At 27.6% G+C, this 12,313-nt stretch carries 13 protein-coding genes; all 13 read right to left on the reverse strand.

Annotation, left to right across the window (positions count from 1 at the left end):
* Positions 1 to 19: 19 nt before the first annotated feature.
* Complete coding sequence (gene spo0A, locus EIH23_RS00715) at positions 20 to 847, reverse strand: sporulation transcription factor Spo0A (protein ID WP_122638287.1); 828 nt, start codon at positions 845 to 847, stop codon at positions 20 to 22.
* A 110-nt stretch (positions 848 to 957) separates the two neighbouring features.
* Positions 958 to 1,989 carry a SpoIVB peptidase S55 domain-containing protein gene (locus tag EIH23_RS00720; protein ID WP_243113287.1) on the reverse strand — a complete coding sequence of 344 codons (1,032 nt, stop codon included), beginning with the start codon at positions 1,987 to 1,989 and terminating at the stop codon, positions 958 to 960.
* 117 nt (positions 1,990 to 2,106) lie between these two features.
* Positions 2,107 to 3,783, reverse strand: coding sequence for a DNA repair protein RecN (gene recN / locus EIH23_RS00725; protein WP_122638288.1), 1,677 nt, complete (start codon positions 3,781 to 3,783; stop codon positions 2,107 to 2,109).
* 31 nt (positions 3,784 to 3,814) lie between these two features.
* Positions 3,815 to 4,627, reverse strand: a complete 813-nt coding sequence (locus tag EIH23_RS00730; protein ID WP_122638289.1) for a TlyA family RNA methyltransferase — start codon at positions 4,625 to 4,627, stop codon at positions 3,815 to 3,817.
* Positions 4,628 to 4,643: 16 nt separating this feature from the next.
* Positions 4,644 to 6,500 (reverse strand): 1-deoxy-D-xylulose-5-phosphate synthase, encoded by a 1,857-nt coding sequence (dxs, locus tag EIH23_RS00735; protein WP_122638290.1) that lies wholly within the window; start codon positions 6,498 to 6,500, stop codon positions 4,644 to 4,646.
* 244 nt (positions 6,501 to 6,744) lie between these two features.
* Positions 6,745 to 7,182, reverse strand: a complete 438-nt coding sequence (locus EIH23_RS00740) for a divergent PAP2 family protein (RefSeq protein ID WP_122638291.1) — start codon at positions 7,180 to 7,182, stop codon at positions 6,745 to 6,747.
* A 9-nt stretch (positions 7,183 to 7,191) separates the two neighbouring features.
* Entirely contained in the window at positions 7,192 to 8,079 is an 888-nt protein-coding gene (locus EIH23_RS00745) for a polyprenyl synthetase family protein (RefSeq protein WP_122638292.1), read from the reverse strand.
* Positions 8,080 to 8,081: 2 nt separating this feature from the next.
* A complete protein-coding gene (gene xseB, locus EIH23_RS00750; protein WP_122638293.1) occupies positions 8,082 to 8,297 on the reverse strand; it encodes an exodeoxyribonuclease VII small subunit in 216 nt (71 codons plus the stop codon).
* Positions 8,298 to 8,299: 2 nt separating this feature from the next.
* Positions 8,300 to 9,508 carry an exodeoxyribonuclease VII large subunit gene (gene xseA, locus EIH23_RS00755; protein ID WP_122638294.1) on the reverse strand — a complete coding sequence of 403 codons (1,209 nt, stop codon included), beginning with the start codon at positions 9,506 to 9,508 and terminating at the stop codon, positions 8,300 to 8,302.
* A gap of 2 nt (positions 9,509 to 9,510) precedes the next feature.
* Complete coding sequence (locus EIH23_RS00760) at positions 9,511 to 10,479, reverse strand: Kae1-like domain-containing protein (protein ID WP_243113288.1); 969 nt, start codon at positions 10,477 to 10,479, stop codon at positions 9,511 to 9,513.
* Positions 10,460 to 10,975, reverse strand: a complete 516-nt coding sequence (gene nusB, locus EIH23_RS00765; protein ID WP_122638295.1) for a transcription antitermination factor NusB — start codon at positions 10,973 to 10,975, stop codon at positions 10,460 to 10,462. The genes EIH23_RS00760 and nusB overlap by 20 nt, the downstream gene beginning before the upstream one ends.
* 75 nt (positions 10,976 to 11,050) lie before the next feature.
* Positions 11,051 to 11,455: an Asp23/Gls24 family envelope stress response protein gene (locus tag EIH23_RS00770; protein WP_122638296.1), complete on the reverse strand. Its 405-nt coding sequence runs from the start codon at positions 11,453 to 11,455 to the stop codon at positions 11,051 to 11,053.
* A 173-nt stretch (positions 11,456 to 11,628) separates the two neighbouring features.
* Complete coding sequence (locus EIH23_RS00775) at positions 11,629 to 12,300, reverse strand: SpoIIIAH-like family protein (RefSeq protein WP_122638297.1); 672 nt, start codon at positions 12,298 to 12,300, stop codon at positions 11,629 to 11,631.
* Between the last annotated feature and the right edge of the window lie 13 nt (positions 12,301 to 12,313).

A 12,313-nucleotide genomic window follows, 5' to 3' on the forward strand; every position in this document is an offset into this window, starting at 1 on the left:
TTAGTCTAAATATATAAAATTATTTTACCATACTATGTTCTAATCTTAATTTATCAGCAATCATAGCTATAAATTCTGAGTTTGTTGGTTTTCCTTTTGTATTATGTACAGTATAACCAAATAATTGATTTATTGTGTCTACCTTACCTCTGCTCCATGCAACTTCTATTGCATGTCTTATAGCTCTTTCTACTCTACTTGGTGTAGTATTAAACTTCTTAGCTATACTTGGGTATAATTCTTTTGTTACTGCTCCTAAAAGTTCAACATTGTCTATTACCATTTTTATAGCTTCTCTTAAATATAAATATCCTTTTATATGAGCTGGTACACCTATTTCATGTATTATATTAGTTATCTCTGTTTCTATGTTCCCAGAATTTTTAACAAAATCACTTCTAGTCATTTGTATATCGCTATTAACTCTAGATTTAGGCTCTATATGAGCAGTCTTATTAGATACTAACTCTCTTATTCTATTTATAAATATTACAAAGTCAAAAGGTTTTACTATATAGTAATCAGCACCTAAATTTATAGCACTTTGAGTTATCTTATCTTGACCAACTGCAGATAGAACTATTATTTTTGGCATTTTTGGTATGTCCATTGCATTTAATTTTTCTATAACTCCTAATCCATCTAAATGTGGCATTATTACATCTAGTACTAATAAATCTGGTTGTGTTCTCTTAACTAAGTCTAATGCTTCAATTCCATCCTTAGCAATCCCTAAGATTTCTATATCATCTTCATTTGATAGATATTCCTTTAAAACTTGACAAAAGTCTTTATTATCATCAGCTAAAACTATTTTTATTTTTTCGTTCACTAAAATTCCCCCCATTAATAAAACATTCTCTTTTACCTACAGAAAATCTATTTTTATTCTAAAATATAATTCGACATAGTAAAATTATAATCCTTCATAATAATTTAAATTTTCTCTTCTATTTTTCATTGTATCATTTCACTTATAAAAATGCCATATCCTTTTTTCGGATTATTCTTAAAAACATGAGTTATACTGCCTATAAGTTTATTATTTTGTATTATTGGAACTCCACTCATACCTTGAACTATACCACCTGTATAATTAATCAAGTCTTTATCAGTAACCTTTATCACCATATCTCTATCTAAGCTATTATTAGATATTATTTTTTCTATTACTATATCATATGTTCTTATATTTCTATTTTCATCTTCGAAAAGAATTACAGCATCTCCAATTTTTACATCTTCTTCTTTTCCTAGTTCTATTATATTACTATTCACCTTTGCCTTTCCTAATAAATTTCCATAAATTCCAAAATTAGAGTTATTATTAAATTCACCAATTGCTTGACTTAAATCAAATTCTGCATTTATTTTACCAACTGTCTGTAAATTTCCCTTTATAATATCTAAATTATTCGCATTATACAAATATCCTTCTTTTATTTTTAAAAGTTTATTCGTATCTACATCTGTAATAGCATGACCTATTGCAAAAAAAGTATCACTACTTGGATCATAAAAGGTCATAGTACCTATGCCTGAAACCTTATCTCTAACCCATAATCCTAATCTATATGTATTATCTTCATATTTAACTTTAATATTTTCTTCCTTATATTCATTATTTCTTATAAATCCTACTTTTATTTCATCAGCCTTTAAATTATTAAGTATATTAGATACATCGCGACTATTATCAATATTTTCACCATTTATTTTATTTATAATATCTCCAATCTTAAGCCCTCCTATATACTCAATATCATCTTCTTCGTATCCTATAACTAAAACTCCATCTGTACTTGCTCTAATACCAACAACATTACCTAATGGATATACGTATTTTTTATCAATATCACTGTTTAGAGCATTTATAGTTTCTATACTTAAATTCTCACTATTCGTACTAAAATACATTAAGATGCCTATAATAAAAAACATAAATAGAGTACGACATATAAACTTAATATTTTTTTTCACATCTAACATTTGTATTCTCCTAAATTTTCTATTTATGTTTTTATAGTTCCTTAATTGTAAATTTTTATGCAAATACTGATTATTTTATAACTTAAATTATAAAAAATAAGGAGTATCTAATACTCCTTATTTTTTTGCCAATTCTATAATCTCACTGGCATGTTCTATTGTTTTTTCAGTTATATTGCTACCTGCAATAAGTCTAGCTATTTCATCACGTTTTTGGATATGATCTAGTTTTCTTATACTTGTAAATGTTCTTTCATTCGATGTATTTTTTTCTATACAATAATGAGTATCTGCATTTGCTGCTATTTGAGGTAAGTGAGTTATACAAATTATCTGTTTTTTCCTAGCTATTTGTGATAACTTTTCACCTACTATTTGCGCTGCTATACCACTTATACCCGTATCTATCTCGTCAAATACTAATGTATCTATTTGATCTATATCTGATAATATAGTTTTAAATGCCAACATAAATCTAGACATTTCTCCTCCAGATGCAACTTTGTATATTGGCTTAATATCTTCTCCAAGGTTAAATGATATCATAAATTCCACATCATCTTTACCTTCTGAAGTAAAGTTACAATCCTCAAAGTTAACTTTAAATACTACATTTTTCATATTTAAACTTTTTAACTCTACTAGAAGTACTTCTTCTAAATTTGACGCAACTTTTTTTCTAGCTATACTTAAATTTTCAGCTTTATTTTTAAGTATTTTTTCAAGTTTAAGTATTTCTTTCTTTAGTTGATCCACTTTTTCATCTCTATTTAAAATTTCATTTAATCTATCTTTAGTTTTTTCATAAAAATCAAATATTTCTTCTATCGAGTTTCCATATTTTCTTTTTAAATTATTAATTTCATCTATTCTTATTTCTATTTGCTCTAATTCATATGGTTCAAAATCTATGCTATCTTTATAATTTCTTATTTCTCTAGATATATCCTGTAGTTCGTACATTATTCTTTCAACATTTTCATTATATTCACTTAATACTTTATCATATTCCGAAATAGAACTTAATTCTTTAGATGCATTACCTATTAAATCTACAGCATTTACACTACCTTCATATAAATGTTGATAGCTTAAGTTTAAATTACTATATATTTTTTCACTATTTCTAAATACATCCCTTTGCTTAAGCAAATCTTCATACTCATCTTTGCTTAAATTAGCTGACTCAATTTCATTTATCTGAAACTTTAATAAGTCTATTTCTCTTTGTATTTGCATATCATCCTTATTTTCAGTTAAAGTGTTAAGAGCTTGTCTAACTTTAGTGTATTCTTGATACATATCCTTATACTCATTTTTCAAATCTATTAATTCATTTTCACCAAATAAATCTAAAAATTGTAAATGAGTTTCTTTATTAAATAAAGCTTGATTTTGATGTTGACCATGAATATCTATTAGAGTAGTTGCAATTTCTTTTAAAACTGATAGCTTTAAAGTTCTACCGTTAACTCTAGCTACACTTTTTCCATCGCTATATATTACTCTAGTTATAACTAGTAAATTATCTTCATCTAGCTCTATATCATATTTATCAAGAACACCCTTTAAGTGAACACTCTCTGAAGAAAATATAGCTTCAACGATTCCTTTTTCTGTACCCTTTCTCAAAAACGATCTATCATATTTTTCGCCTAAGCATAAACCTAGAGCATCTATTATTATGGATTTACCTGAACCAGTTTCTCCCGTTAATATATTTAAATTTTCATCAATTGTTAACCTTAATTCTTCTACTAAGGCACAATTTTTCATATACAATTCAAGGATCACTTTAAAATCCCCCTTTATTTAAGTATAATTTTTATTTATTTAAATTATGAGAATCTTCAACTACTTTTAATACTTTTTTATCATAATCTTCTTTATTAAACTCATATCCATCATTTGAATTTTGTAAGTATATTAAGTACTCAATATTACCTTCTGGACCTTTTATAGGTGAGTAATCTAAATCTAATATAGAGAATCCTATTCCCACTGCAAACTCAGATATCATCTCTATTACCTCTATATGTGTAGACTTTTCTCTTACAACACCTTTTTTCCCGACCTTTTCTCTTCCAGCTTCAAATTGTGGTTTTATTAAAGCAACTACATGACCTCCTGGTCTAACTAATTCTTTAGCTTTAGGTAAAACTAATTTTAAAGATATAAAAGAAACATCTATAGATGCAAAATCTGCAAATTCCTTTGTATCTTCTATAGTAACATGTCTTATGTTTGTTCTCTCCATACAAACAACTCTTTCATCTTGTCTTAATTTCCAAGCAAGCTGACCATATCCAACATCTATAGAGAATACTTTTGTCGCACCATTTTGAAGCATGCAATCTGTAAATCCTCCTGTTGATGCACCTATATCCATACAAACCTTTCCATCTAGTGTTAGTCCAAAGTTTTTCATTGCTTTTTCAAGCTTTAATCCACCTCTACTAACATAAGGTATAGGATTGCCTTTTACTTCTATTTTGGCGTCTTCTTTTACATCTACACCAGCTTTATCACATCTTTGATTATCTACAAAAACAAGACCTGCCATTATAGCTTTCTTTGCTCTTTCTCTACTTTCAAAAAATCCTTGCTCTACTAATAATACGTCTATTCTTTTTTTCATAAAACTACCTTCCACACTATAATTTTTTTATTCTAGAAGCAATACATTTTGGTGATAAACCTACTGCTTCATACAGCTTATCTGAATTACCTTGATCTACAAAGGTATCATTAATTCCTATATTTTCAACTTTAACATCATAATTATTATTTATAATAAAGTTATTTATTCTACTTCCAAAACCACCGGATAATGTATTATCTTCAATTGTTATTATTTTTTTATGTTCTTTACATACTTTATGAAGTAATTCTTCATCCATAGGCTTTAAAAATCTAGCATTAATTATAGTAGGATTTATATTTTCATTTATAAGCAACTCTTTTGCTTCTAATGCATGCTTTACCATATTTCCAATTGCTAATACAGCTATATCCTCACCTTCATCTATAACTTCATACTTTCCGACTTTTAAATTATTATATTCTCCTTTATTTAGGTAATAAGCATTTCCTCTTGGGTATCTTATTGCAACAGGTCCATTAACTTCTAAAGATAAATCCATCATTAGTTCTAATTCTTTACTATCTTTAGGAGCCATTACAGTTATATTAGGAACAATATTTAAGTAACTTAAATCAAACATTCCATGATGAGTTTCACCATCATTTCCTACTAAACCAGCTCTATCAATTAAGAAAGTAACATTTTTTTTAGTTATACATACATCATGTACTAATTGATCAAATCCCCTTTGTAAAAATGTTGAATACACTGCAAAATAAGGTTTCATTCCTTCTTTTGCTAGTCCTGAGGCAAATGTAACGGCATGTTGTTCTGCAATGCCTACATCATAGTATCTATTTGGAAATTCTTTCTCAAATAAATCTAACCCTGTACCTGATGGCATTGCAGCAGTTATAGCTACAATTTTATTATCTTTTTTTGCCATATTAATTAACTTCTCACCAACAGCTTGAGATATAGACTTGGTCGATGATGGTTTTACACCTTCTTTTATATCGAACTTTGAAACACCATGATATTTATCCGGCTGTTCTTCTGCATATTTATAGCCCTTACCTTTTTTAGTTATTACATGAAGCAAAACAGGACCTTGCTTATTTTTAGCTTTATTTAATATTTCAGTAAGTTCTTTAATATTATGTCCATCTATAGGTCCATAGTATTTTATTCCCATAGCCTCAAATAATTCACATTGTTGTGGTGTAAATTGACTTACAATACTATCTTTTACTTTGCTTGCTGTTTTATATATTAAATTACCTGCAGATGTAACCGTAAATATTTTTTCTACTTCATCTTTTACCTTATTCATAGTTGAATTTCTTATTATACTTGATAGGTATCTAGACATAGCTCCTACATTTTTATCTATTGACATCTCATTATCATTAAGTATTACTATCATGTTTGTATTTAAATAACCTAAGTTGTTTAAAGCCTCAAGAGCCATACCTCCAGTTATTGAACCATCTCCTATAACTGAAATCACATTAAAATCTTCCTTTTTTATATCTCTTGCACATGCGATTCCTAAACCTACCGAAATAGATGTACTACTATGACCTGTATCAAATATATCGTGAGGGCTTTCTACTTCCTTCGGAAAACCACTTAAGCCTTCAAATTGTCTTAATGTATCAAAACTATCCTTTCTTCCTGTAAGGATTTTATGTACATAAGACTGATGTCCTACATCCCAGATAATTTTATCTGTTGGACTTTCAAAAACCTTATGAAGAGCCAGTGTTAATTCCACTACACCTAAATTAGATGCTAAATGTCCTCCAGTTTTAGAAACTGACTTAACTAAAAATTTTCTTATATCTTTAGCAAGTATATCTAGTTCTTCATTTGTCATGCTTTTTATGTCTTTAGGACAGTTTACTTTATCTAAATATTTATACATTTACCTTCACCTTTTATTTGATTTATTTTATAAAACCGATTATTTATAACTAATAAATACTTTATACTATTTTTTATAATTCCCTTATATATAAAAAAGTCTTCCATAGAAGACCAAATAACACATATAGTTTCTATGTAGTTAGAAAAATGAATATATCTTATTATTGCCTAAGATATATTCATTTTATAACTTATTTATAAAACATTAGAAATTATATCATATAAACTTATTTTTTTCAATTTTATGCCATCACTAGAGCTACTAATACTCCTAATATAGCCCCCATCCATACTTCTACAGGAGTATGTCCTATCAACTCCTTTAGCTTTTCTTGCTCAATATGTTTTCCATGATGTACATCATCTACTATTTGATTTAATATTGTTGCTTGCTTTCCTACTGCTCTTCTAACTCCAGATGCATCATACATTATAATTAAAGCAAATACTACAACTATTGCAAAGTCTGTAGAGTTAAATCCTCTTTCTAACCCAACTAATGTTGCCAAGCTTGTTACAAAAGAACTATGAGAGCTCGGCATCCCTCCAGATGTAAGTATTCTAGCTAGATCTATACGTTTTGATTTTCCTGTAAATATTTTTATGAATTGAGCTAAAAAACAAGCGAATATACTTATGCCTAAAACTTTGTTGCTAAAAATTTCTGAAAAAAAGTTCATTTTTCCTCCTTAATACTCTCTATCTATGATATAATCGGCCAAACCATCTAAAAATCCACTGTCTTCTTTTAAACCTTTAATATTTTCTTTAGCTTCATCAATAAGTTGTTTCGCAACTAATTTTGATTCATCTAACCCTAGTATTGATGGGTATGTTGACTTATGATTTTCTATATCACTACCTACATGTTTACCAAGCTTAGACTCATCGCCAATTATATCTAATATATCATCAACTATTTGGAATGATAATCCTATATTCCTTCCATATCTAGTTATTTTTTCCAATTCTTCTGCATTAGCATTACCTATTATTGCACCCGCCCTCATACATCCAATAATAATCGCAGCAGTTTTATTTAAATGGATAAAATCCAATTTATCTTTAGATATTGTCTTATTTTCACTTTCAACATCTACAACTTGTCCACCTATCATACCGTGTATACCCGAACTTTTTGCAATTTCGTTAATTGCTCTTAAGTATTTTTGTGGATTTTCTTTATTTATTGAATTAGATAACATTACTTCAAAAGCGTAATTTAAAAGTGCATCTCCAGCAAGAACTGCCATTGCGTCTCCAAAAACCTTATGATTAGTAGGTTTTCCTCTTCTTAAATCATCATTATCTAAGGCTGGAAGGTCATCATGTATTAGTGAGTAAGTATGTATCATTTCTATAGCTACAGCAAATGGTAGTACATCTTCTTCATTTCCTCCTACTATTTTACAAGCCTCTAAAGTTAAAATTGGTCTTAATCTTTTTCCACCAGCTTTTAAACTATAGTTCATAGCTTTCATTATAGTTGCTTGATATCCTTCTTCTTTTGGCATATATTCATTTAATAAAGATTCTATATATTTAGATTTTTCTTTTAGAGACTCTTTGAATTCCATACTTATTCCTCCCTCATATCTAAGTCTTCTTCTACTCCTAGGGCATTAAATTTACTTATTTTTAATTGAGCATCTTCCAGTAATTTATTACAATATTTATAAAGACTTATTCCTTCTTCATATAAACTTAATGATTCATCTAAGCTTGCACCCTTAGACTCTAGCTTTTCTAAAATTCCTTCTAATTTTGTATAAGCTTGTTCATATGTTAAATCCATATCTATACCTCTTTTTTACTTATTATTTTTTCTATAATACATTCTACATTTCCATCTTTTAATATTATATCTATATCATCTTTAAATTTTACTTCTTTAATGCTATTTATAACTTTACCTTCTTTTTGAACTATACTATATCCTCTATCTATTGTAGATAGCGGACTCAAGTTATGAAGTATAGCTCCAGTATTAGCTAATCTTTGCTTCTCAAACTTAAGATTATTTTCGACTTCAAAATTTATTTTATCATATATTTTGTCTAATTGTATAATATTATCTTTTATTATGTATGATTCTAGGTAATTATTTATCTTTTCAAAGGCTGAATTTAACCTATGTTTATCTATTTGAACCTGGCTATTTAAAGATTTATTCATTCTATTTTTTATATTATTTAATTTAAACTCTAAATCATTTAAAGATGGGGTTGCTATTTCTGCTGCTGCTGAAGGAGTCGGAGCTCTCATATCAGATACAAAGTCACATATTGTAAAATCTGTTTCATGTCCTACTGCTGATATTATTGGTATTTGAGAATTAAACACTTCTCTAGCAACGATTTCTTCATTAAAAGACCAAAGTTCTTCTATTGATCCTCCACCTCTACCTACAATTATAGTATCTACATTTTTCATATTGTTAAAAAATTTAATTCCTTCACAAATATCATTTGCAGAATTGGCTCCTTGTACATTTACTGGATATAGCTTTATATCAATTTTAGGATACCTTCTTTTTATAACATTTATTATATCCCTTATTACTGCGCCTGTAGGAGAAGTAACTACACCTATTGCTTTTGGTATTTTAGGTATGGCTTTTTTATATCTATGATCAAATAAACCTTCTTTACTTAATTTTTCTTTTAATTTATTAAATTCTATATAAAGATTTCCTACTCCCTCTATTTCAATTGAGTTTATATATAATTGGTAAGATCCATCTCTTTCATAAACAGATATGTATCCACTAGCAATTATTTTAATACCATCATGTAAATCCATACTTTTATCATAATTATTTTTAAATATAACACAGTTTAACTTAGAGTTTTGATCTTTTAACGAAAGATACACATTTCCACTGCTATGTATTTTTAAGTTTGATATTTCGCCTTTTACTTTAAGGTTATATAATATTGGGTCATTTATTAGAATTCTTTTTATATATGAATTTGCTTCACTTATATCTAAGGCTCTTAATTTCATATCTACTCTCCTAAGTAAAAGTTTTTTAAACCTATTATTGCACATCCTACTGCATTATCAGTTGAATATTCACTTTTAGTAAAATATGATTCTATTTTATTCTTCCTTAATTCATTTTTAACCTTATTAGATACATATTTACTTGCAGATACTCCACCTGCAAACACAACTTCATCTACATTGCACTTTTGGCTTATATATAATATAGATTTTATTATATTTCTAGATATAGTATCTAATAATAATTTACTTATATATTCTTGGTTATAATCATTTATAATTTTATTTATCTGATTCTCTATACCAGATAAATTCATATATCCTTCTTTTACAGATGTCTTTAGTCCATATTCTATTCTTTCATTACAATTCATAGCATTTTCATCTAAATATTTTCCTGCTGGAAACTTATATCCCATTTTAACTCCGATTCGGTCTATAAGCTGTCCAAAACTTACATCCTTAGTTCCACCAACTATTTCTATATCATAATTTAAACCGTTATTATTTATTAAAAGAATTTCAGTTGTTCCTCCAGACATATGTACAGATAAAAACTTATTTTTATTTTTAATCATATTAGTTAAAAGGCTTGCCTCAATATGATTCTCTTGATGAGTAGTTTCATAAAAAGGACAATTATTTAAGGTACTAAATAATCTTCCAAAATTACTACCAACAGTAAAAACAGGCATATATGATTTTTCTACTGGTCTTGGTTTTGTTGATGCACATATACCACATACATTATATTTTTCAATTATAGAACTTATTTCACTGCTTATTTCACCTAAATTGTTAATATGCTGAAAAACAGCTTCACTTTGCCTTAATCCATTTGAATTATCTTTAACTTTAAGCATTATTTTTTTATTAAATATTACTTCTTTATCTAAAGATATAGCTGCTATAGAAGTTGTATAGCAGCTAGTATCAATTCCGATTATTATATTATTTTGCTTCAAGTTCACTTATAACGCTTCCTAATATACCATTTATAAATTTAGGAGATTTATCATCACAGTATATTTTTGCAAGTTCTATCGCTTCATTTACAGAAACCTTTTGTGGTACATCATCTATTGCAATTATTTCAGCTATAGCTAATTTTAATATAGCTAAGTCTACTTTTGCTATTCTATTTACCGTCCAGTTTTTTGCATTAGAGTTAATTAAAGCATCTATCATTTCATTTTTTTCTTCTAATGTTACACATATTTTCTTTATGTATTCTTTATCTATTGCTTCGTCTATATTTATACCATCTAAACATAACTCTGGATTGTTTGAGTGTTGTAGTCTTAACTCCTCATATCTATTTAAGATGTATTCTTCATTATTTTCTATGAATTGATCAACTAACATGTCTAAATCCTCTACGTCCTCTTTTGTTATGCTAGTTTGGTAGATTAATTTCATTGTATATTCTCTACTAGTTACTTTTCTTGATATATTTTCTTTTTTCATCAGTCAAATCCTCCTTCAGTCTTTATTATATACGTTTTGCAATAAAAAACCCTCTGATTTTTCAGAGGGTCCATATTAATTTTTCTTAGATTCTTCTTTCTTAGCTTCTTTTTTTGCAATCTTTGCTTCTTTCCTTGCTTCTTCTAGCTCAGTTTTTTCTTTCTTGAAGCTAATTCCTTGAATATGTATATTTACTTGAGAAACTTTTAATCCTGTCATTGTTTCAACAGTATTTTTTACATTTTCTTGTATCTTTAAAGCTATATCTGGTATTGATATTCCGTAATCTATTAATACCATTATATCTAAGTTAACGTCCTCGTCTTCTATTTGTATCTTTACACCATTATTGTTTTTTAATAGTTTGTCCGTAAAAGTTGTGATAGTCTCTACGCCTTCAACTTCTAGTGCAGCAAGGCCTGCTATAGTAGCTATTACATCATTAGATATTTTAACTTGTCCAAAATTATTATTTTCCATGATAAATACTTACCCCCTATTTAAGGAACTATTTTATATTTATAATACCAAATACTATTAAACTTTGCAAGAAAATAAACCTCAGTAAATTCTGAGGATTATTTTCAACTATAATATATTTATATATTAACCACTTTATTATTTTTCTAATCAATATGATTTTTTACATAATATTATTCACTTTTATTATTCATTACTTTTATATTTTCATATTTTACACCAGATTGTTCTGCTACTAAGTCAAATATTTTAGCTGCATCTTCTTTTTCTAATTCATTTTCATTTACGACTACATTTACTACATCATCATTTATGTATACTAAAGCATTTTCAAATCCTTTTGTGCTTAACAAGTTTTCTATTTTTAATTCAGTTTCTTGATCTTTAACTAATTTTAATTTCATCTCAGAAGCTTCTTTTCTTGTTTCTTCTGATGTTGATGGATTGTTTATCATTTCATTTAAGTCTTCTGCTAAATCATTTCTTTGTTTTTCTCTAGTCATTTTCATGTCTAATATGTATGAAGATTTTTGCATATTTGCTTCTGATGTTAATTGTTCTTCTATCTCTTTACTTGTTTCAGTTACCTTCTCTTCAACTTGGCTAGTATTAGTATCCGTAGTATCAGCACTTTCTTTAATTGAATTACTATCTACTATACCAACTTCTGTACTATCACTCTTATCTGAGTTTTTATCTAGTTGTGCTTGTTCATAAGCTTTAAATTCTTCTGAAACACCTAACGCTGACTTCTTGCTAAGTTGATAATTTGCCACCCCAACAACAACTAACATAGCTGATAATGTTATTACTACAAATCCTCTGTTTTTATAATTAAATTTCATTTTTATCCCCCCG

The organism is Romboutsia sp. Marseille-P6047 (assembly GCF_900604535.1).
Taxonomy (GTDB): Bacteria; Bacillota; Clostridia; order Peptostreptococcales; family Peptostreptococcaceae; genus Romboutsia_E.

Excerpts from the sequence above, each read along its gene's own strand:
- dxs (WP_122638290.1), bottom strand. The coding sequence starts at position 6,500 with ATGTATAAATATTTAGATAAAGTAAACTGTCCTAAAGACATAAAAAGC.
- EIH23_RS00730 (WP_122638289.1), bottom strand. The coding sequence starts at position 4,627 with ATGAAAAAAAGAATAGACGTATTATTAGTAGAGCAAGGATTTTTTGAA.
- xseA (WP_122638294.1), bottom strand. The coding sequence starts at position 9,508 with ATGAAATTAAGAGCCTTAGATATAAGTGAAGCAAATTCATATATAAAA.
- EIH23_RS00745 (WP_122638292.1), bottom strand. The coding sequence starts at position 8,079 with ATGGAATTCAAAGAGTCTCTAAAAGAAAAATCTAAATATATAGAATCT.
- EIH23_RS00770 (WP_122638296.1), bottom strand. The coding sequence starts at position 11,455 with ATGGAAAATAATAATTTTGGACAAGTTAAAATATCTAATGATGTAATA.
- xseB (WP_122638293.1), bottom strand. The coding sequence starts at position 8,297 with ATGGATTTAACATATGAACAAGCTTATACAAAATTAGAAGGAATTTTA.
- nusB (WP_122638295.1), bottom strand. The coding sequence starts at position 10,975 with ATGAAAAAAGAAAATATATCAAGAAAAGTAACTAGTAGAGAATATACA.
- EIH23_RS00740 (WP_122638291.1), bottom strand. The coding sequence starts at position 7,182 with ATGAACTTTTTTTCAGAAATTTTTAGCAACAAAGTTTTAGGCATAAGT.
- EIH23_RS00775 (WP_122638297.1), bottom strand. The coding sequence starts at position 12,300 with ATGAAATTTAATTATAAAAACAGAGGATTTGTAGTAATAACATTATCA.
- EIH23_RS00720 (WP_243113287.1), bottom strand. The coding sequence starts at position 1,989 with ATGTTAGATGTGAAAAAAAATATTAAGTTTATATGTCGTACTCTATTT.
- spo0A (WP_122638287.1), bottom strand. The coding sequence starts at position 847 with ATGGGGGGAATTTTAGTGAACGAAAAAATAAAAATAGTTTTAGCTGAT.